We start from the raw sequence: 18,336 nt of genomic DNA on the forward strand, positions 1-18,336 counted from the left end.
ACGTGAAATTTTGCGGCCTTCCTCTCGCCGCGCATCCGCCCCTTGTCGTCAACGTGCGGTCAGGCGCGGCGGGCGTAGACGATGAGGTGGCCGGAGGGGCTCAGGTCTTGTAGAGGAGTGACAGCGGTTCCGATGGGTCGTTCGCGGTCAACTGCGCGGCGGTTCGTCCGATGTAGCGGGTCAGGGAGCGCGGTTGGTCGAAGTAGCCGAGCCGGTGGGTCACGTCCTGGGCTGGCGCGCCCTCCTGGAGGAGGATCGCCGCCTGCCTGGCACGATCGATCTGCCGGATGGCGCCGCGCGTGAGCCCGGTCGCCGCCACGAAGCGCCGCTGGACGGTCCGGTCGGACACGTCCGGCACCGCGCCGCGGAGCACCTCGGCGACGAGCGGGTCATGGACCAGAACGCCCTCACGCGCCAGGCGCCGTACGAACACCTCGGCGTTGTCGTAGTCGGGCAGGCTCCAGGTGGAACCCTTCAGCCAGAACGATCCGCGCGACACGCCGGGGATCTCGGCGAAACCGTCGACGAGCCGGCTTGCCGGAAGATGGGGCATCGACGTGCCGAGCGAGAAGAGGATGCCGAAGAAGGTGGCGTCCTAGGGAACGGGGGCCGGGCTCGCCTTCGACTCAGGCCCGTGAACGGACGCGTGGACCTGGCCGCGGTGCTTCCAGAAGACCAGATCCCAATGGACTCCGGCGATCGATGTCATCCGGCCGACGTCGTCGCTGTTGCTCCGCCAGACCCGCTCGATGTACGGCGAATCGGACGGTCTGCTCTCTGCCTCCAAGCCCATCCGAGTCGTTCCCCTTCGCCGCATCGGCGCCTTTGATGCCGCTGAGCAGGCAGTATCGCACGCGATGCGCCACTGCCGGCTCGGGTCCATTTCCTACCCGACCACCTTGGCCAGGAAGGCATCCAGCTTTGCCCGGATACGGGCGATCTTCTCCTCCAGGGTGAGGGACTCGTCGATGACTCCGCCCCCCGCGGCCTCCCTCTTCCCGCGCGTGTAGAGGGAGCAGGCGAGGTCGATGCACAGGTACTGCCCGACCGAGTTGCCCTGACGACCGGCCTCGCCGGTCCGGCGCGCGGTCATCAGCGCCACGCCGCCGCTGGTGTGCGTGGTCAGGCACAGCGAGCACATGCTGCGGGTGGTGAAGTTGCGCGGCGCGCCGGACGTCACCCGGAGGGCGATTCCGACGAGGGGGCCGTCGCGTTCCCCGTCGCTTTCGGCTACCAGGTAGGCGCGTTCGGGCGCGCCCGGATCTCGCCAGCCGAGGAAGTCGAGGTCTGCCCAGGGCAGGTCCGCGAGGTCCCTGGGGAGGTCGAGCCGCTTGGCCTCTCCCTTGGAGCAGTTGACGAACGATGCGCGGATGTCGTGTTCGGTGACCGGTCTCATGAGCGGGGAGGCTAGTCGCCCTTAAAGGTAGTATGCAACTACTTAAACCCTGTAAGAAGACGAGAAGGGGGCGCATGGCACGCGCGGGAGTGACGGCGGAACGCCTGACCCAGGCGGCGGCGGAGCTGGCCGACGAGATCGGCTTTCACAACGTGACCGTCTCGGAGCTCGCGCGCCGGTTCGGCGTCAAGCCCGCGGCCCTGTACTCCCACGTCAAGGACGTGCGGGACCTGAGGGTCAGGGTGGCGGCGCTGGCCCTGGCGGAGCTCGCCGACAAGGCCGCCGCCGCGCTGGCGGGCCGTGCGGGCAAGGACGCGCTGGTGGCCTTCGCGAACACCTACCGGGACTACGCGAAAGAGCATCCGGGCCGGTACGCCGCGATGCAGATCGATCTCGACCCGGAGACGGCGATCGCGAGCGCGGCGATCCGGCACGCGGAGATGACCCGGGCGATCCTGCGCGGATACGGACTGCCGGAACCCGACCAGACGGATGCGGTACGGATGCTGGGAAGCGTGTTCCACGGGTACGTGACCCTGGAGACGGGGGGCAGGTTCCGCACCCACCCGCGCGACGTGGACGCCTCCTGGGCCAGAACCCTGGACGCCCTGGACACCCTCCTCAGAAACTGGGAGCCGGCCTGAAGCTCCCGCGGTCGAGAGGATCATGCAGGACCCGGCGGCCGTCCATCCCCGCTCACGCGGAGGGACGTCCGCTACCAGAGGGCGCACGGACGAGATTTGTCGTACCGGCGTGCGAGCATGAGCGCGTGGTGACATCGAAGCAGCCGGTGACGGTGCCGACCGGCGCCGGGGTGGGCGATTTCCTGAGCGCGGTGCCCGACGAGCGCCGGCGGGCCGACGCGGAGCGCCTGTGCGCGATTCTGCGCGAGGTGACCGGTGAGCCGGCGGCGATGTGGGGGTCGAGCATCGTCGGCTTCGGCTCCTACCGCTACACCTACAAGAGCGGGCGAACGGGTGATTGGCCCCTGGTGAGCTTCTCGCCGCGGAAGCAGCATCTCGTCGTCTACCTGGTGGGCGGGTTCGAAGAACGGCACGCGTCGGTGCTCGCCCGCCTGGGCCCGCACAAGACCAGAAAGGGATGCCTCTACCTGAAACGGCTCGACGACGTCGACGAGAGTGTGCTGCGCGAGCTCGTCGACCGCACGGTCCGGGTGCACAAGGGCCTGAACAAAGCGGGTGAACCAGCACCACAACCGTAGATCACGGCGTGCGCCGACCACACTCGCGAGGAGCCGTCGTCGGACGCCCCCCCTCGGTGCGAAGGTCGGCGACGCGCTCAGGTACGACGCGCACCGGGGCCGTCAGGTAAGAGTGTCCTGCGGGGCTCGCCGGGGTAGCGGGAAGCGGAGGGCGGCGGCCACGTTGTGGGCCTTGAGTTGGGTGTCGGCGAGGACGTGTTCGACCGCGCCGCTCTCGTCGATCACGGCCTGGGCCAGGTCGTCGATGACGTCCGGCGTCCGGCGGGTCGCCCGGCCGCACAGCGGGCAGGTGTCGCCCGAGGTCGCCAGCCAGCCCGACTCGTCGCACACGACGCCCGGGGCCGTCGCGCCCTCCTGGACCAGCAGGGTCCGCACCGCGGCGACGGAACCGGCCCACAGGCACTCGTCCAGGCCCAGGGCGACCGGCCTGCGCATAGCCGCCGCCTCCATGACCTCGGCGACCCGCCGCCGTTCCTCGTCGCGCTCGTACTGCTCGACGATGCGCTCGGCGCTGTGCCGGATGTCGGTCGGCGTGGCCGTCCAAGCATCGATCGTGAAGGTCCCGGCGACCTTCGGCCGGAGATCGTAAGGGAGGAACTCCAGGAAGTTCGGGACCTCCTCCGGATGCCCGCCGACGATCAGCAGCTCGTGGCCCCCGGCGCGGAACAGCTCGTCGAGCACCCGCACGACGTTGCGGAAGTGCCGCTTGGTCAGGTCGTCGGCGCGGTTGCGCACGCGGTGCTCCATGAGCCCGTACCAGCCCGCGTAGTTGGGCTTGCGCAGGGCCGGGTCCCGAAACTCGCGGATCTCCCGCATCTCGTCCTGGTACAGCTCCCAGGCCTGCGCGGAACGCCGGTCCACCACCAGGACGCAGGCGGGGTGGTACTCGTTCAGCACCGCCAACATCGGGCGGACCCATGGCGTGGCGCCTACCACGACCCGGTCCCGGACGCCGCGCGGCAGGTTGACCTGCTCGAAGAAGTCGCCTTCGCTGCACGAGAAGATCGCCACCGCGCCGGGTCCCATGCGTTCGAGGCCCTCCAGGCCCTCGATGCGCTGGATGTCGCCGCGTACCGACAGGCGCGCGGGCCGTCCGAGCGACGCGTCCTCCGTGAGCGGGCGGATCTCATGGAGCAGGCTGTTGACCTGGGTGCGCAGGGCGGCGGGGCCGTCCTGCCCCGCCTTCGCGTACAACGAGACCACGGGCACTTCGCCCCCGTTGAAGCGGGTGATCCGGCTGATCGTCTCTGTGGTGATCATGCGACACCCCCTTCGCTGGTCCTGGGACCAGTATTCGCCTCCCGCCGCGCCGGAGTCGCGGACGCCCCCCCAGATCAGGTGGAGGCCGTGCTCTACCGGCGGCCGCGATCCGCCCCTGCCGCCCGCGGCAGGCCGGCTTACCTTCGGCGAGGGGCCGTGCCGGAGCACCACGGTGGCGCGTCATGCCAGGCGGGGAACGCCGGCCCCGCAACCGGGTTTCCGCGTCGGACGTGGCGCCCCTTTCCGGTCCGGGGTTCGGTCTCATCCGGTGGTGGCCTTGGATAGCGTCGGGGGATGCGGCTACATGTGGGATGCGCGATGTGGGCACACGCGTCGTGGCAGGGACGGTTCCTGCCCCAGCCCCTTCCGCCCGGCGAGCGCCTGAAGGGCTACGCGAGCTGGTGCAACGCCGTGGAGGGGAACACGACCTTCTACGCGGTGCCGGCGCGGAGCACGGTGGAGTCGTGGGCGCGGCAGACCCCGCCCGACTTCCGGTTCGTCGTCAAGCTGCCCAAGACGATCACACACGAGCGCCGCCTCACCGGCATCGAGGACGAGCTCCTGGCGTTTCTGAACACGATGGAGCCGCTCGGCCCGCGCCTGCACGCCCTCTGGGTGCAACTGCCCGGGTCGTTCGCGCCGGGCGACGTCGGCGCGCTGGCGGGCTTTCTGCGCGGGCTTCCCGGCTCGTTGCAGTACGCCGTCGAGGTGCGTCACCGCGCGTTCTTCGAGGACGCGCGGTCGGCGGGGACGCTGGAGAAGGTCCTCGCCGGCGCCCGCGCCGAGTGGGTGCCGTTCGACACCACGGCGTTCTTCGAGACCCCGCCGACCACGGACGCCGAGCGCGAGGCGTGGACGAGGAAGCCGCGGCTCCCGCGCCGGTCGGCCGCGCTCACCGACCGTCCGATCGTCCGCTACATGGGCCGGGACGACGTCGCCCGCACGGTGGAGGGCTGGCGGTACTGGGTCGGCACGGTCGGCGAGTGGCTGCGCGAAGGCCGCTCGCCGACGGTGTTCATCCACACGCCGGACAACTCCGAGGCGCCGGCGCTGGCCCGGCGCTTCCACGACGAGGTGCGGAGCCTCGTGCCCGGAGTGGAGCCGCTGCCCGAGCCGCTACTCGAGCCGATGCCGGCCGAGCCGCTCACGCTCTTCTGACCACTGGATCAGGGGGTGTAGATCTCCTGCACCTTGACGATCTCGCCGCGGTAGACGGTGATCAGCGAAGGCCGGCCGCCCTCGGCGTGCCGCTTGAGCAGGACGCTCCGTGAGCACTGCTTGGCGCCGAGCCCGGTGTTCCGGCTCACCGTGAGCTCGCCGAGCTCGGCTTTGCACCCGAAGGCCGACAGGAAGACGACCTTCTTGGAGACGCGCGACGAGTAGGCCATCGTGCTGCCCTCCGGCGGGCCGACGAACCAGCCCTCGGTCATCTTGCCCTTCTTCCACTTGATGGGCGCGTACTCGGCCGTCGTCCCGCTCACGTAGGTGATCCAGCCACGCAGGATGCCGTCGTGGCGGGGGCTGATGTGCTTGGTGAAGTCGTGCCCGGGGTCGGCCTGGAAGGTGGTGCCGAAGACCTTCGGGGCCTTGTACTTCGGGATGGAGGCGGCGTCGGCGGCCGTCCCGGACGACAGGGCGACGGCGGTGGCCGCGCCGCCGGCGATGAGGGCGCGCATGAGAGTTTTCACGTCCTGTGAGACTCACCCGTCCCCGGAAAGGTTCACCTTGACCTCATGCTCTTCGCCGGCGAGAGGGGATCACCGGTCGATGCGGTACACGTAGTGGGCGTGAACGTCGGGACCGGAGCCGGAGTTTTCAAGATTTTTCCGCAGAACCGATGAGTTCGGCGCGAAGGCGTCGTTATAGGGGGCATGGCACAACTTCTTCAAGACAAGAACGTCATCATCTACGGCGCCGGCGGCGGCATCGGCCGGGGTGTGGCGCTGACCTTCGCCCAGGAGGGGGCCAGGCTCTTCCTCGCCGGGCGCACCCGCAAGACCCTCGAGGCGGTGGCCGAGGACGTCAGGGCCGCCTGCGGCGTGGCCGAGGTCGCCGAGGTGGACGCGCTCGACGAGCGGGCGGTCGACGAGCACGCCCAGGCCGTCGTGGCCACGGCGGGCGGCATCGACGTCTCGTTCAACCTCGTCTCGCGCGGAGACGTCCAGGGCATCCCGCTGGTCGACATGTCCGGATCCGACCTCACCCGGGCGGTGACAAACGGCCTGCTGGCGAACTTCCACACCGCGCGCGCCGCCGCCCGCCACATGGCGTCCCGCGGCTCCGGCGTCATCCTGACCGTGACCAGCGGTTCCTCTCGTGGCACCGCTCCCATGATGGGCAGTACCGGCCCGGCGGACGCCGCGGTGGAGACGTTCCTGCGGTACCTGGCGGCCGAGGTGGGGCCGAGCGGCGTGCGCGTCGTCGGCATCCACACGGCCGGGGTGGTCGAGACCATGACCCGGGACAAGGTCGTGGAGGTCAACGAGGCGATGACGGACTTCGATCCGGCGGTGTTCGAGCAGATGATGGCCGGGATGACCATGCTGAAGCGAGCCCCGAGGCTCGCCATGGTCGCCGAAACCGCGGCGTTCCTGGCGTCGGACCGGGCCGCGGGCATCACCGGGACGATCGTCAACGTGACCTGTGGCCTCGTCGCGGGCTAGGGTCTACCCCGTGCGATCGGCTTCGGGCGACACCGAGGGGGACGCCGTCGTCGCCGCGCTGGCGGGCGACGAGCCGGCGTTCGCCGCCCTCGTCGAGCGGCACCGCCGCGAGCTGCACGTCCACTGCTACCGCATGCTCGGCTCCTTCGAGGAGGCCGAGGACCTGGTGCAGGAGACGTTCCTGCGGGCCTGGCGGCGGCGTGACGGTTTCCAGGGCGGGCCGCTGTTCCGCGCCTGGCTGTACAAGATCGCGACGAACGCGTGCATCGACCGGTCCCGGCAGCGGGTGCGGTCGATCACGTCGTTCGCGGACGTCCCCTGGCTGCAGCCGTACCCGGACGACCTGCTCGACCAGATCGCCGCGGACGGGGACGAGCCGGAGGCGATGATCGTCTCCAGGGAGACGATCGAGCTCGCCTTCCTCGCGGTGATCCAACTGCTCCCGCCGAAGCAGCGGGCGGTGCTGATCCTGCGGGACGTGCTCGAATGGTCGGCCGCCGACACGGCCGAGGCGCTGGACCTCACGGTGGCCTCGGCCAACAGCGCGCTGCAGCGGGCCCGCGCGACCGTGAGACAGAACCGCCCGGTGCGGCCCGTCGCCGAGCCGAGCGAGACCGAGCAGGCGCTGCTGCGACGCCTCATCGACGCGCACGAGCGCGCCGACGCCGAGTCTGCCGTGGCGATGATGCGCGAGGACATCAGGATCACCATGCCGCCGCTGCCGATGCTGTACCGGGGGCGGGCGATGGTGGCGCCGCTGCTGGAGGAGGGCCTCACCGCGCCCGGCCACTGGCGCCTGCTGCCCACCCGGGCGAACCGGATGCCGGCGGCCGCGAGCTACCTGCGGCCGCACGGCGAGACCGAGTTCAGGGCGTTCAAGCTCGATGTGGTGCGCGTCGAGGACGGGCTCGTAGCCGAGATCACCACCTTCGACCACACCTTGTTCCCGAGGTTCGGCCTTCCGCCGGTCTATCGGGAGGGCTGACGGTCTCGCGCGGAGACCGGCCGCGTCCCGGCCCGGCGGGCGCGGACCGCCGGGCCTACTCTTCGTCCAGCTTGACGGCCTGCTTGATGTAGTCGATCAGGGCGGCCTCGTTCAGCGACTCCAGGGTCTTGATCTTGACGTGGCGGGTCGTCTTCCCGATGCCGTCCAGCAGGCCGTGGGTGTCCTTGAACTCGGCGCCGCGCGTGAACGCGAACGTGATGTGCGTCTTGCTGGTGCTGATGATCGCCAGGTTGCCGTTGGCCTTCCACGCAGGGGAGCCGCGGCTGATGATCTCCTCGGAGGAGGGCGCGTTCTCCTTCATGAGGGAGCGCAGCTTTTCCACGATGCTCTGGTGCTGGGGGAGCACCTTGGTCTTCACGAACTCGTCTACTTCTTTGCTGCTCATCGCGAGCCTCCTTGCTCATTCCGTGGTTTCTCATCAGAAGAGACCGGCGTCGTCATGGCTCCGCTCTTATTTCATTGCCGCTTCGATAAGCGAAAGCGCCTACGCGATAGCTCACGATATGGCGCTCTGCCCGAGTCGAGCGTTCCGCCGCGTCAAGCATCGCGCAGGAAGATGGCCGTCTGCAGGGGCTCTGTCACCGGACGGTGTGGTGAACAGGGGTGGAGTAGGGTTGATTCACCCCGTGCGAACCCGTGCGAACCCCAGCGGCCGGCCGGTGGCGGAGGCATTCACCGGGCGGGACGTTTTCTCATTATCGGGATTCGCGCCCACCGCGCGGTGTATATCAGGGGTCAGTAACCGGTGGCGCCATCGATGCGTTCGCGCAGCAGGTCGGCGTGGCCGTTGTGGCGAGCGTACTCGGCCAGCATGTTCACCAGGATGCGGCGCAGCGAGATCGGCTTGCCGGTGGACTTCTGCACGCCGGTCGCGTCCAGGCTCGCCGCCGCGGCGACGATCTCGCGGGAGCGCCGGCATTCCGCCCGCCAGAGCTCGAACGCCTCGGCGGGGTCGCCGTCCAGGGAGTCGAAATCCTGGTTCGGGTCGTCATCGGAGTAGTAGAGAAGCGGGACGTCCTCGCCGGCGAACTGGATGCGGAACCACCAGCGCTCCACGCCCGTGAGGTGCCGGAGGAGGCCGTGCAGACTGAGCCCGGACGGCGGGATGGCTTTCTCGGACAGGCGTTCCGCCGGGAGGCCGGCGCACTTGAGCTCGAACGTGCCGCGGTGCCAGTCGAGGGAGCTGGTCAGGGTCTCGCGCTCGTCGCCGGTGAGCGGCAGCGGAGTACGAAGATCGTCACCCCAGGCCTGGGCGTAGTTCTCGGCGGGAATTTCAGCCATGCCGGGAGCTTGCCAGAGGCCACCGACAAAACCCCGCCCCGGCCGGTTCCCGGGCGAAGGCGGCGAGGCTGGCTCGTGACGAGGGCCGGTGCCCGTGTTCCCCGCGTCGCCATGTCGGCCGCCGCCCGCGCGGACGCGGCGGCCATGGCGGCGGGGAACACGGGCGGCCGTGCTCAGGACTTCGGCGTGCGGGTGCGGGAGAGGGAGTCGGAGGTGGAGGTCGCCGTCACCGGTCCCCCGGTCGCGTTCGGGAAGACGAGCCGGAGGTTGATCGTCTGGGCCTGACGGTTGCTGTTGTGGCTGCGGCTGTGGCTCCGGTTGAAGTGGCGGGCCCAGGACCGGGCCCAACTGCGGGCCAGCGAGCGGTTCCAATTGCGAGCCCAGGCCCGGTTCCGGTTCCAGTTGCGGTTGGCGTGGTTGCGGTTGCGGTTGAGCGCGTAGTCCCTCGCGTAGTCCCTGTCGTCGCCCGAGCTGGGCAGGCTCATGACGGTCGCCGCGTCGGCGCCGCTGGTCGTGGCCACGGCGCCTAGGCCGACTATGCCGGTGGTCAGTGCGGCGCCGATCGTAAGCGTGCTCACGAATTTCTTGAGCTTGGGCATTGCGTATCCCCCTGGGACGACATCGGTTGCCTTTCGATGGCATCCACGCAGATAGCCGTGAATGCTGTGATGACTGTGGAGGTCTTCACAGTTGTCTTTTTTCCGGGTGGGACGAGCGACAAACGAATAACTACTACTTTTGCTATGTGCTTAAGCTCTTGTTGTGGCCTTCGGTTCTAAATTTCCCGACTTCCGCCGACATGATCGACTTGATCATCCCGTACGTCGACGTACCTGGTAACGACGCCCATCGCACGGCGCCACCGTCGAAAAGCCCGTCGCCGCAGGCCTTTTTGGAGGACGGGCGCGGGATGGCGGGCCACCGTCTCACGAAGATCGGGGGGATATGCGCGTAACGGGTCAACGGCTGGACGCGTCGGGGTTCCACTGCATTTGAGGGAGAAAGAGAGAGAAGGGGGAAAACCGAGATCTGATGTCAAAGCCAGGCTTTATTGGAGATTAAGCCGTTTTCTGAGCTGTGTCCGTTGCGTACTGAACGGGATGCTTCGTCCGAGAGGTCGCGCCGGCCGGGGACGGCCGCACGGGGTGGGACGACGGGTGGGACGCCACGCACCCCGGTTGGGCGGCACCCCTCCGGTAGTCATATGGTCCGGAGCATGACTGCTCATTATGACGTCGTTGTCGTCGGGGCCGGTCCGGGCGGGTACGTCGCCGCGATCCGGGCCGCACAGCTCGGGCTCAGCGCGGCGATCGTCGAGGAACGCTACTGGGGCGGCGTGTGCCTCAACGTGGGATGCATCCCTTCCAAGGCGCTGCTGCGCAACGCCGAGCTCGCCCACCTGTTCACCCACGAGGCCAAGACGTTCGGCATCCGTGTGGACGGCCAGGTGACCTTTGACTACGCCGAGGCGTTCAAGCGCAGCCGCAAGGTCGCCGACGGCCGGGTCAAGGGCGTCCACTACCTCATGAAGAAGAACGGCATCACGGAGTACGACGGCCGTGGCACGTTCACCGACCCGAACACCCTCGAGGTGGCCGTGAACGGCGGCGGCACCGAGACGGTGACCTTCGACAACTGCATCATCGCGACCGGCGCCACCACCAAGCTCCTGCCGGGCACCTCTCTCAGCGACCGTGTCGTGACGTACGAGGAGCAGATCCTCACCGACGCGCTTCCCGAGAGCATCATCATCGCGGGCGCGGGGGCCATCGGCGTGGAGTTCGCCTACGTCCTGAGCGCCTACGGGGTGAAGGTGACGATCGTGGAGTTCCTCGACCGTCTCGTCCCCCTGGAGGACGAGGAGGTGTCGGTGGAACTGGCCAAGCGGTACAAGCGGCTCGGCATCGAGGTCATGACCTCGACCCGTGTGGAGGGCATCGACGAGTCCGGCGGCAAGGTCCGCGTGACGGTGTCCCGCGGCGACCAGCGGCAGACGCTGGAGGCCGACAAGGTGCTGCAGGCCATCGGCTTCCAGCCGCGCGTCGACGGCTACGGCCTGGAGAAGACCGGCGTGCGCCTGACCGACCGCGGCGCCATCGACGTGGACGGCCTGTGCCGTACCAGCGTGCCGCACATCTTCGCCATCGGCGACGTCACCGCCAAGCTCATGCTGGCGCACGCGGCCGAGGCCATGGGCATCATCGCCGCCGAGACGATCGGGGGCGCCGAGACCATGGAGCTCGAGTACGTCATGATCCCCCGGGCGACGTACTGCCAGCCGCAGATCGCGAGCTTCGGCTACACCGAGGCCCAGGCGCGGGAGAAGGGCTTCGACGTGAAGGTCGCGAAGTTCCCCTTCACGGCCAACGCCAAGGCGCACGGCCTCGGCGACGCCACCGGCTTCGTCAAGATCCTCAGCGACGCGAAGTACGGCGAGCTGCTCGGCGCCCACCTCATCGGCCCCGAGGTCACCGAGCTGCTGCCCGAGCTCACCCTGGCCCAGCAGTGGGACCTCACCGTCAACGAGGTGGCGCGCAACGTCCACGCCCACCCGACGCTGGGAGAGGCCGTCAAGGAGGCGATCCACGGCCTCGCCGGCCACATGATCAACATGTGACGCGCCCGGCGCGTCACCGGAGTCACCTTCGCCAGGTCGCCGGCGCGGAGTCGTCCGCGCCGCTTCCTGACCAACCCCCGCCGTGTCGTCCGGCTCGATTCGATCACCTCGCGTGTAAGTTCGGCTACGGAGAGTAGTCGTATGCGTGCGAGATGTGCAGAGGAGAACCAGACGCGATGCGAAGGAACCTCACCCGGGCGGCCCGCGGGCTCATCGCGGTGCTCGGATGCGCGGCCGTCGTCGCCGGGTCGACGGCCGGCGCCGCCGCCGAGGCGAAGACCGGGCCGATTCGCAACGGCGGCGGCTCACGATGCCTGGACGCCGACCTCAACACCATCGCGCGCAACGGCACGAAGGTCCATCTCTGGAACTGCAACGGCTTCACCAACCAGAAATGGACCTACGACGTCAAATCCCACACCATCCGCAGCCAGTACAACGGCCGCTGCCTGGACGCCGACCTGAACACGATCAGCGACAACGGCACCAAGGTCCAGCTCTGGGACTGCAACGGCTGGAGCAACCAGAAGTGGATCTACGACGCCGTCAGCCGCACGATCTACAGCCTCTACAACGGCCGGTGCCTCGACGCCGACCTCGGCGGCATCGGCTCCAACGGCACCAAGGTCCAGCTCTGGGACTGCAACGGCTGGGCCAACCAGAAATGGACGGTGTGACCGGGGCGTCCGGTGGCGACCCGGCAGGTGCGCGGCCATCGCGGCGTTCGCCTATGGACGCCGCCTCCGCGCCACCAGCCCCTGAAGTCACCCGCCCGTGAGAGGGGAGACGAGGCAGCATGCGACGGAACCTCACCGCCGTGACCGGGGTGGTCGCGGTGGCGCTGGGCTGGGCGGCCCTGGCCGGCGCACCCGCGGAGGCGCGGGCGGACGCCGGGGCGGACGCGGTGGGCCCTGGACCGGCGGGTGGCCGCCCGGCCGACGCCCGGCCCATCCACAACCGGGCCGACGACCGGTGCCTGGACGCCGACCTCGGGCGTATCGGCTCCAACGGCACGCGCATCCAGTTGTGGGACTGCAACGGCTGGGCGAACCAGGCGTGGACGTACGACCCGGCGGCCCACACGATCCGCAGCCTTTCCAACGGGCGGTGCCTGGACGCCGACCGCGGCCACCTGGGCGCCAACGGCACCCGCGTCCAGCTGTGGGACTGCGACGGCCGCGTCAACCAGCAGTGGAAGTACGACCGCGCCGGCCACGTGATCCGCAACCTGGCCAGCGGCCGCTGCCTCGACGCAGATCTGAAGAGCGTGGGCAGCAACGGCACCCGCGTCCACCTGTGGGACTGCAACCGCGGGACCAACCAGAGGTGGAAGCTGTGACTCCCGCCACCGGCCACGCGACGGTCCGGCCGCCGTCGCGGCAGGTGAATGGCGTTCCGTCGTGAGGGTAGCGGGGGCGGGAACGGCGGGAACGGCGGGAACAGGGAGGAGCCCTGAAAGGGATCCTTCGACTCCTGGTGACCCGCCGGCTTGCGCGTACGCCGTTCGGTCTGGCCGTCCTCGGTGCCGGGTGGTGGTTCACGCACAGGCAGCGTGCCAGGAAGGCCGCCGCGCGCCCGGACGTGCCGCGCGTGCCCGGACGCCGGCCCGCAGGCCGTTACACCGCGACGGGCCCGTCGCCCCGCGGCCGCGACCAGCATCCTTACTTCGTCCAGGACGGCCGCTATCAGGACGGGCCCTATCAGGGCGAGCCCAACCGGGTCGGTCCCTACCAGGTCGGCCGCTTCCCGGACGGCCGCGTGCGGACGCCGTGCGTCGGCCGCCGCCGTACCGCTGCTTACCCCGGCGCCCCCGCGAGATCGGCGATCCCGTGGGCGTGGCGCCCCCGCGTCTCTTACCCGATTGGCCCCGGACGGCCCTGAAGCCCGCCGTCCGGGGGTTTTCTCGTCTGGATGGCATTCCCTCCCCAATAGGCGCGGCCCCGATAGGCGCGGCGGTGAGGTGGCCAGGAGCGCCGGGTGGGGTGCCCAATTCAGCGGCGTCATGCGAGGAACCCCCGGCCTTCAGTCCCGCAAGGAATCGCATACGGCGCCGCACGCCGGTAGATCTGCGCCCCACACCGCTTGACAGGCGGAACACGCCTTGGACGGGGCTGAGGCGCGCTTCTCGGGGACGAGGACGCGCCCCCCGGATCAACGTCCGGGAGGCGCGTGCCAGGGGCCGTGTGGTCAGTACATGCGGCGCGAGGCCTCATCGGCCGTCGCACCCGTCTCGTTCATCCCTCTCGCCGGCTCCTCGGCCCGTTCGCCGGACCACCTGCTGGCGTCCGCCGACGTGTCCTTCATCGAGTCGGCCCACTGGCGGGCGTTGTTGCGGTAGATGACGATGCCCACGGCGCAGGCGGCGAACCCGGCGAGCAGCGCGATGGTGGACCAGCGCGCCCGGCCGCCACGGCGGCGGATCGACGGTGACGGGTCGATGACCTCGGCCGCCTGCGTGAGGAACGCGCTGACCTTCGGCGCGATCTGCTCTTCCACGGACTGCGCGGCGCGGTCCAGCCTCGGCGCGGCCCAGACGCGGGCGTCCTCGATGCGGTGCGAGGCGACCTCACGGGCGGTGCTCGCGATCGGGCGGACCTGGTCGGCCGTCCGCATGGCCTTGGTCTTCACACGACCTATCCGTGTCTCGGGTACGACGACGGTGACACGGCGTTTCTTCATCTTCAGGGACACGATTGCCTCCCCTGTCCTTGGGGCCCCGCAGGCTCACCTTCCCGATCGAAAGCGGCTCAATCCAAGTGGCGTGGGAGGATGCCAGGTAGGCCAATGCGCCAGAGTCCTGAAAACACGACAAATGTGTCCCATAGAACGGGCATCGAAGGGGGCAGTACTCTCGTGGCTGAAAACCTGATCGCCAGGCTGCGGACCTCTCTCGGAGAGATCAAGCTTCGCCTCTTCCCCGACCACGCGCCGAAGACCGTGCGCAATTTCGTCGAGCTCGCCGAGGGCACCCGGGAGTGGACGCACCCCGAGACCGGGCAGAAGTCCAACGACCGGCTGTACGACGGCACGATCTTCCACCGGGTGATCGAGGGCTTCATGATCCAGGGCGGCGACCCGCTCGGGCAGGGCATCGGCGGGCCGGGCTACGACTTCGACGACGAGATCCACCCGGACCTGCACTTCAACCGGCCCTACCTGCTCGCCATGGCCAACGCCGGCAAGCGGTTCGGCCGCGGTACGAACGGCTCGCAGTTCTTCATCACCGTCGTGCCCACGCCGCACCTGAACACCAAGCACACCATCTTCGGCGAGGTGATCGAGGGGCAGGACGTCGTCGACGCGATCTCCAAGACCCCGACCCGTCAGGAGCGGCCGGTCACCGAGGTCGTACTGCAGGAGGTCGTCATCGAGCGCGTCCAGTCCTGACGCGCGCGCGTCGCGCGAGGCGCGCGGGGGCCGGGCCGCGACCCGGCCCCGGCCGCTCGGGCGGTCGTCTCGCGGCGCGACCCGGCCGAGTTCCGCGGTTCTGACGGCGTGGAGCGCTCGGCGGGCTGCATAGGGTGGCAGTCTGTGGAGTAAGCGCACGGGCGAAGGGGCCGCGAACAGGCGATGACCACTCAGCCAGACCACCCGAATCCGGCGGACCGGCCTCAGGAGCCGGTCGTGCCCGGGGCTCAGCACGGGGATCACATTCCTACGTGCTACCGCCACCCTGGCCGCGAGACGTACGTACGCTGCCAGCGCTGCGACCGGTCCATCTGTCCCGACTGCATGAACGCGGCCTCGGTCGGCCACCAGTGCCCCGAGTGCGTGCGCGAGGGGAACAAGACCGTGCGCCGCGCCGAGGCGGCCTTCGGCGGAAGGCCCGTCACCACCCCGGTGGTGACGTGGACGCTCATGGCGATCAACGTGTTGGCCTACGTCGCTGAGATGTTCAGGACCGAAGAGGTCGTCAACAGGTTCGCCATGTCCGCCGACCACGTCGCCGCCGGCGAGTGGTGGCGGCTGTTCACCGGCGCGTTCCTGCACTCGCCGCCGCCGTCGTTCTGGCACATCCTGTTCAACATGTGGGCGTTGTACGCCATCGGCCCGCAGCTCGAACGGATGCTCGGCTCCCTGCGGTTCAGCGCCGTCTACCTGCTCTCGGCGCTCGGCGGCTCCGTCGCCATCTACCTGTTCGGCACCTGGGCCTTGGGCGCCTCGGGCGCGATCTACGGCCTGTTCGGGGCGATGTTCGTGATCGCCCGCCGCATGGGCTACGACGCGCGCGGCGTGCTCTGGCTCATCGGCATCAACGTGGTGCTGACCTTCGTCATCCCCAACATCAGCTGGCAGGGCCACCTGGGCGGGCTGGTCGCGGGAGTGGTGACGACGGCGCTGTTCGCGTACGCGCCCGCCCGTAGCCGCAAGGCGATCCAGCTCGCGACGGTCGTCGGGATGCTGGCCCTCTACGTGGTGCTCCTGGTGACGCTGTCACCCATGGGCACCTCGCTGGGCATCTGAGCGGGGGCGGGCTGCTTCCCCAGGTTGTGGATAAAGCCTGTGGAAAAAGTCCGCCCCGGCCGGAAAGAGGCTCGTCAGGCCCGCATCAACGCCAGCGGGTGGACAGCACCACGCCGAAGATGATGAAGACGAAGCCCGCCAGAAGGTTCCAGTTTCCCAGCGTGGCGATGCCGGGGAGCGTCGGGGCGATGTAGAACAGCGCGATCCACAGGATGCCGATGATCCATGCGGCGACCATGACCGGTGCCAGCCACCGCGGGCTCACCTTGACCTGCTGCGTCTTCTGGGGCGGGGTGTAGACCGCCTTCTTGCGAGTGTGAGACTTAGGCACGGCAGCTCTCCTGGTGGGGACCCGCGCAGGCGGCGCGGGCTCTGGCAGCCAGCCTAATCGCTGGCGTACGAAGTCCGAAGTAAGCCTAGTCGGCGCGAGCGCGATCGGCGATTCCGAAGTGAACACGCTTTCGTCCGCGTTCGCCCGAATCATCCCGCAGCCGCGGGCCGCCTCGGCAAAGTCCCGGTCAAGGCGCCGCTGGTCGGCTCCGCCGCACGCGCCCCCGTCGATACTCTGACCGCGCGGGGCGCGTGGGGACGCCCGGCGACCGCCCGAGAGGGGGCCCGGCCGCCACGCGGCCAGAGACGTCATGAGGATGCTGCTGCGCACCTGCGGCGAGCTCAGCGTCACCGGCGGGCTCGTCATGCTGCTGTTCTGCGCCTACCTGCTGTGGGGCACCAGCTCCTACACCGAGTGGTACCAGGGCATCCTCAAGCGGCAGCTCCTGGACCACTCCCGCGCCGCGAGAACGGGCGGCAAGCTCGCCAAGATCGACCTGGGCGACGCCGTGGCGCTCATCCGCATCCCGCGCCTCGGCCGCGACTACGAGTACGCGGTCCTCGAAGGCGTCACATCCGAGGACCTGCGCCGGGGGCCCGGCCACTACCCGGGGACGGCCCCCCCGGGCGAGGTCGGCAACTTCGTCCTGTCCGGGCACCGCACGACCTACGCGGCCCCCTTCAACCGGATCGGCGAGCTGCGCCGCGGCGACGCCATCATCGTCGAGGCCCCCGAGGCCCGCTACACCTACAAGGTCTCCGGCAAGCAGGTCGTGGACCCCGCGGACGTCGAGGTCATCGCCCCCGTGCCCGGCCACCCCGGCCGCACCCCGAGCAAGGCGGTGATCACGCTCACCACGTGCCACCCGGAGTACTCGGCCCGGCAGCGCCTGATCGTCTTCGGCGTCCTGTCGGGCCGGCAGGACCGCCGGTAGAGGCCCGCGCCCGCTCCTGGGCCCCGGACGACGCCGCGGACGACACTGTGGACTCTGCGCCGCAGACGACGCTGTGGACGAGAAGGAGGACCGATGTACGGATGGATCTGGCGGGCCATCCCCGGCGGTACGGGGGTCAAGCTGGTCACGGTGCTGGCGCTGACCGGTGTCGCGGGGGTCGTACTCTGGTATGTCGTGTTCCCGATGCTGGAGCCGCATGTGCCTCTCGACAGGGTGACCGTAGGACGATGACCCGCGTGCTCGTGGTGGACAACCATGACAGCTTCGTCCACACGATCGTCCAGTACCTGCGCGGGCTGGGCGCCGACTGCGACGTCCGGCCACGCGACCACGTCCGGGTGCGGGACGCCGAGGCGTTCGACGGCGTGGTCGTCAGCCCCGGCCCCGGCACGCCCGAGGCGGCCGGCGTCAGCGTCCCCTTGGTGAACTACTGTGTCCCCCGGGACCTGCCCCTGCTCGGCGTCTGCCTCGGCCACCAGGCCATCGCCGTCGCCTGCGGCGGCGCCGTGACCCGCGCGCCGGAACTGATGCACGGGCGCACCAGCGCGATCTCCCACGACGGCAAGGGCGTGTTCGCGGGGCTGCCCTCACCGCTCACCATGACGCGCTACCACTCGCTCGCCGTCGTCCCGGAGACCGTGCCCGACGTGCTGGAAGTAAGCGCCGTCAGCGAGACCGGCGTGATCATGGGGCTGCGCCACAAGCTCGCGCGGGTCGAGGGAGTGCAGTTCCACCCCGAGTCCGTGCTGTCCGAGCACGGCCATGAACTTTTCAGGAATTGGCTCACTCAGATCGTGTAACGCCGGGGGCCCTTTGAACGACTAACCGATTGAGGGTCTCCGCCGTCGCCCCCGAGCGGCGGAGATCCTCTTTTTTGTGCCCTGAACCCCTGAACCCCTGAACCCCTGAGACGCCTGCGGAGTGCCCCGCACGCGAGAAGGCCCCTTCCCCAGGCGGGAAGGGGCCTTCAGGCGCTGTGCCTATGGCCGCGCCTCGAACAGTGCCTATTGCCGCGCCTCCGGCACGGCGGGTTCGAGGCGCCCCTTAGGCGGCGTTCTTCCGTCGTCACTCGGAAGGGGCTCGTTCCTCACCCCTTCCTCCCTCCTCCTCCAGAACACCGCCGCGCCTCGAACAGGTCAGT

23 protein-coding genes are annotated in these 18,336 nt (G+C 69.5%); 14 read left to right on the forward strand and 9 right to left on the reverse strand.

All coding sequences use genetic code 11. The annotated features are described in order from the left end of the window. Positions 1 to 100: 100 nt before the first annotated feature. Both AB0H21_RS24630 and AB0H21_RS24635 read right to left on the reverse strand, forming a co-directional pair. Positions 101 to 553: a hypothetical protein gene (locus AB0H21_RS24630; protein ID WP_358520560.1), complete on the reverse strand. Its 453-nt coding sequence runs from the start codon at positions 551 to 553 to the stop codon at positions 101 to 103. A gap of 333 nt (positions 554 to 886) precedes the next feature. Next, positions 887 to 1,396: an FBP domain-containing protein gene (locus AB0H21_RS24635; RefSeq protein WP_358520563.1), complete on the reverse strand. Its 510-nt coding sequence runs from the start codon at positions 1,394 to 1,396 to the stop codon at positions 887 to 889. Between the two features lie 74 nt (positions 1,397 to 1,470). Between AB0H21_RS24635 and AB0H21_RS24640 the strand changes: the two genes are divergently transcribed. Continuing rightward, positions 1,471 to 2,040: a TetR/AcrR family transcriptional regulator gene (locus tag AB0H21_RS24640; RefSeq protein ID WP_358520565.1), complete on the forward strand. Its 570-nt coding sequence runs from the start codon at positions 1,471 to 1,473 to the stop codon at positions 2,038 to 2,040. Positions 2,041 to 2,165: 125 nt separating this feature from the next. After that, positions 2,166 to 2,618 carry a DUF1801 domain-containing protein gene (locus AB0H21_RS24645; protein WP_358520568.1) on the forward strand — a complete coding sequence of 151 codons (453 nt, stop codon included), beginning with the start codon at positions 2,166 to 2,168 and terminating at the stop codon, positions 2,616 to 2,618. A gap of 102 nt (positions 2,619 to 2,720) precedes the next feature. Here AB0H21_RS24645 and AB0H21_RS24650 read toward each other — a convergent pair whose 3' ends face one another. Continuing rightward, positions 2,721 to 3,878, reverse strand: coding sequence for a hypothetical protein (locus tag AB0H21_RS24650; RefSeq protein WP_358520570.1), 1,158 nt, complete (start codon positions 3,876 to 3,878; stop codon positions 2,721 to 2,723). A 294-nt stretch (positions 3,879 to 4,172) separates the two neighbouring features. Between AB0H21_RS24650 and AB0H21_RS24655 the strand changes: the two genes are divergently transcribed. Further along, positions 4,173 to 5,036 (forward strand): DUF72 domain-containing protein, encoded by an 864-nt coding sequence (locus AB0H21_RS24655; RefSeq protein WP_358520573.1) that lies wholly within the window; start codon positions 4,173 to 4,175, stop codon positions 5,034 to 5,036. 8 nt (positions 5,037 to 5,044) lie between these two features. Here AB0H21_RS24655 and AB0H21_RS24660 read toward each other — a convergent pair whose 3' ends face one another. Continuing rightward, positions 5,045 to 5,566 carry a hypothetical protein gene (locus tag AB0H21_RS24660; protein WP_358520576.1) on the reverse strand — a complete coding sequence of 174 codons (522 nt, stop codon included), beginning with the start codon at positions 5,564 to 5,566 and terminating at the stop codon, positions 5,045 to 5,047. 183 nt (positions 5,567 to 5,749) lie between these two features. Between AB0H21_RS24660 and AB0H21_RS24665 the strand changes: the two genes are divergently transcribed. After that, the gene (locus AB0H21_RS24665) at positions 5,750 to 6,541 is read left to right on the forward strand and encodes an SDR family oxidoreductase (RefSeq protein WP_358520578.1); all 792 of its coding nucleotides are present in this window, start codon (positions 5,750 to 5,752) and stop codon (positions 6,539 to 6,541) included. Positions 6,542 to 6,551: 10 nt separating this feature from the next. Continuing rightward, the gene (locus AB0H21_RS24670) at positions 6,552 to 7,526 is read left to right on the forward strand and encodes an RNA polymerase subunit sigma-70 (RefSeq protein WP_358520581.1); all 975 of its coding nucleotides are present in this window, start codon (positions 6,552 to 6,554) and stop codon (positions 7,524 to 7,526) included. A gap of 55 nt (positions 7,527 to 7,581) precedes the next feature. Here AB0H21_RS24670 and AB0H21_RS24675 read toward each other — a convergent pair whose 3' ends face one another. The 3 genes from AB0H21_RS24675 to AB0H21_RS24685 form a co-directional block, all read right to left on the reverse strand. Then, positions 7,582 to 7,932 carry a DUF1801 domain-containing protein gene (locus tag AB0H21_RS24675; RefSeq protein ID WP_358520583.1) on the reverse strand — a complete coding sequence of 117 codons (351 nt, stop codon included), beginning with the start codon at positions 7,930 to 7,932 and terminating at the stop codon, positions 7,582 to 7,584. Between the two features lie 350 nt (positions 7,933 to 8,282). After that, on the reverse strand, positions 8,283 to 8,828 hold the full coding sequence (locus AB0H21_RS24680) for a DinB family protein (protein WP_358520585.1): 546 nt from the start codon (positions 8,826 to 8,828) through the stop codon (positions 8,283 to 8,285). A 173-nt stretch (positions 8,829 to 9,001) separates the two neighbouring features. Further along, positions 9,002 to 9,406 carry a hypothetical protein gene (locus AB0H21_RS24685; RefSeq protein ID WP_358520587.1) on the reverse strand — a complete coding sequence of 135 codons (405 nt, stop codon included), beginning with the start codon at positions 9,404 to 9,406 and terminating at the stop codon, positions 9,002 to 9,004. Between the two features lie 638 nt (positions 9,407 to 10,044). Between AB0H21_RS24685 and lpdA the strand changes: the two genes are divergently transcribed. The 4 genes from lpdA (at position 10,045) to AB0H21_RS24705 (ending at position 13,326) form a co-directional block, all read left to right on the forward strand. Continuing rightward, the gene (lpdA, locus tag AB0H21_RS24690) at positions 10,045 to 11,445 is read left to right on the forward strand and encodes a dihydrolipoyl dehydrogenase (RefSeq protein WP_358520589.1); all 1,401 of its coding nucleotides are present in this window, start codon (positions 10,045 to 10,047) and stop codon (positions 11,443 to 11,445) included. Positions 11,446 to 11,621: 176 nt separating this feature from the next. Next, the gene (locus tag AB0H21_RS24695; protein WP_358520592.1) at positions 11,622 to 12,122 is read left to right on the forward strand and encodes an RICIN domain-containing protein; all 501 of its coding nucleotides are present in this window, start codon (positions 11,622 to 11,624) and stop codon (positions 12,120 to 12,122) included. Positions 12,123 to 12,241: 119 nt separating this feature from the next. Then, positions 12,242 to 12,784: an RICIN domain-containing protein gene (locus AB0H21_RS24700; protein ID WP_358520595.1), complete on the forward strand. Its 543-nt coding sequence runs from the start codon at positions 12,242 to 12,244 to the stop codon at positions 12,782 to 12,784. 122 nt (positions 12,785 to 12,906) lie between these two features. Then, positions 12,907 to 13,326, forward strand: coding sequence for a DUF6203 family protein (locus tag AB0H21_RS24705; protein ID WP_358520649.1), 420 nt, complete (start codon positions 12,907 to 12,909; stop codon positions 13,324 to 13,326). A gap of 306 nt (positions 13,327 to 13,632) precedes the next feature. On the opposite strand, the gene AB0H21_RS24710 is transcribed toward AB0H21_RS24705, so the two are convergent. Continuing rightward, positions 13,633 to 14,073 (reverse strand): hypothetical protein, encoded by a 441-nt coding sequence (locus tag AB0H21_RS24710; protein ID WP_358520596.1) that lies wholly within the window; start codon positions 14,071 to 14,073, stop codon positions 13,633 to 13,635. A gap of 237 nt (positions 14,074 to 14,310) precedes the next feature. On the opposite strand from AB0H21_RS24710, the gene AB0H21_RS24715 reads away from it, so the two are divergent. After that, positions 14,311 to 14,832 carry a peptidylprolyl isomerase gene (locus AB0H21_RS24715; protein WP_358520652.1) on the forward strand — a complete coding sequence of 174 codons (522 nt, stop codon included), beginning with the start codon at positions 14,311 to 14,313 and terminating at the stop codon, positions 14,830 to 14,832. A gap of 345 nt (positions 14,833 to 15,177) precedes the next feature. After that, on the forward strand, positions 15,178 to 15,909 hold the full coding sequence (locus AB0H21_RS24720; RefSeq protein WP_358520598.1) for a rhomboid family intramembrane serine protease: 732 nt from the start codon (positions 15,178 to 15,180) through the stop codon (positions 15,907 to 15,909). 85 nt (positions 15,910 to 15,994) lie between these two features. Here AB0H21_RS24720 and AB0H21_RS24725 read toward each other — a convergent pair whose 3' ends face one another. Beyond that, the gene (locus AB0H21_RS24725) at positions 15,995 to 16,240 is read right to left on the reverse strand and encodes a cell division protein CrgA (protein ID WP_358520600.1); all 246 of its coding nucleotides are present in this window, start codon (positions 16,238 to 16,240) and stop codon (positions 15,995 to 15,997) included. A 310-nt stretch (positions 16,241 to 16,550) separates the two neighbouring features. On the opposite strand from AB0H21_RS24725, the gene AB0H21_RS24730 reads away from it, so the two are divergent. The 3 genes from AB0H21_RS24730 (at position 16,551) to AB0H21_RS24740 (ending at position 17,995) form a co-directional block, all read left to right on the forward strand. Continuing rightward, the gene (locus tag AB0H21_RS24730; protein WP_358520602.1) at positions 16,551 to 17,174 is read left to right on the forward strand and encodes a class E sortase; all 624 of its coding nucleotides are present in this window, start codon (positions 16,551 to 16,553) and stop codon (positions 17,172 to 17,174) included. A 93-nt stretch (positions 17,175 to 17,267) separates the two neighbouring features. Next, positions 17,268 to 17,426 carry a hypothetical protein gene (locus AB0H21_RS24735; protein WP_358520604.1) on the forward strand — a complete coding sequence of 53 codons (159 nt, stop codon included), beginning with the start codon at positions 17,268 to 17,270 and terminating at the stop codon, positions 17,424 to 17,426. Continuing rightward, entirely contained in the window at positions 17,423 to 17,995 is a 573-nt protein-coding gene (locus AB0H21_RS24740; RefSeq protein WP_358520607.1) for a gamma-glutamyl-gamma-aminobutyrate hydrolase family protein, read from the forward strand. The genes AB0H21_RS24735 and AB0H21_RS24740 overlap by 4 nt, the downstream gene beginning before the upstream one ends. Positions 17,996 to 18,336: the final 341 nt, after the last annotated feature.

The sequence above is a fragment of the Sphaerisporangium sp. NPDC051011 genome (genome assembly GCF_040653595.1).
GTDB lineage: Bacteria > Actinomycetota > Actinomycetes > Streptosporangiales > Streptosporangiaceae > Sphaerisporangium.

Bases quoted from the DNA above. Each gene is read 5' to 3' on its own strand.
- AB0H21_RS24630 (WP_358520560.1), bottom strand. From the start codon at position 553: ATGCCCCATCTTCCGGCAAGCCGGCTCGTCGACGGTTTCGCCGAGATC.
- AB0H21_RS24635 (WP_358520563.1), bottom strand. From the start codon at position 1,396: ATGAGACCGGTCACCGAACACGACATCCGCGCATCGTTCGTCAACTGC.
- AB0H21_RS24640 (WP_358520565.1), top strand. From the start codon at position 1,471: ATGGCACGCGCGGGAGTGACGGCGGAACGCCTGACCCAGGCGGCGGCG.
- AB0H21_RS24650 (WP_358520570.1), bottom strand. From the start codon at position 3,878: ATGATCACCACAGAGACGATCAGCCGGATCACCCGCTTCAACGGGGGC.
- AB0H21_RS24655 (WP_358520573.1), top strand. From the start codon at position 4,173: ATGCGGCTACATGTGGGATGCGCGATGTGGGCACACGCGTCGTGGCAG.
- AB0H21_RS24665 (WP_358520578.1), top strand. From the start codon at position 5,750: ATGGCACAACTTCTTCAAGACAAGAACGTCATCATCTACGGCGCCGGC.
- AB0H21_RS24675 (WP_358520583.1), bottom strand. From the start codon at position 7,932: ATGAGCAGCAAAGAAGTAGACGAGTTCGTGAAGACCAAGGTGCTCCCC.
- AB0H21_RS24680 (WP_358520585.1), bottom strand. From the start codon at position 8,828: ATGGCTGAAATTCCCGCCGAGAACTACGCCCAGGCCTGGGGTGACGAT.
- lpdA (WP_358520589.1), top strand. From the start codon at position 10,045: ATGACTGCTCATTATGACGTCGTTGTCGTCGGGGCCGGTCCGGGCGGG.
- AB0H21_RS24695 (WP_358520592.1), top strand. From the start codon at position 11,622: ATGCGAAGGAACCTCACCCGGGCGGCCCGCGGGCTCATCGCGGTGCTC.
- AB0H21_RS24700 (WP_358520595.1), top strand. From the start codon at position 12,242: ATGCGACGGAACCTCACCGCCGTGACCGGGGTGGTCGCGGTGGCGCTG.
- AB0H21_RS24720 (WP_358520598.1), top strand. From the start codon at position 15,178: ATGAACGCGGCCTCGGTCGGCCACCAGTGCCCCGAGTGCGTGCGCGAG.
- AB0H21_RS24730 (WP_358520602.1), top strand. From the start codon at position 16,551: ATGAGGATGCTGCTGCGCACCTGCGGCGAGCTCAGCGTCACCGGCGGG.
- AB0H21_RS24735 (WP_358520604.1), top strand. From the start codon at position 17,268: ATGTACGGATGGATCTGGCGGGCCATCCCCGGCGGTACGGGGGTCAAG.
- AB0H21_RS24740 (WP_358520607.1), top strand. From the start codon at position 17,423: ATGACCCGCGTGCTCGTGGTGGACAACCATGACAGCTTCGTCCACACG.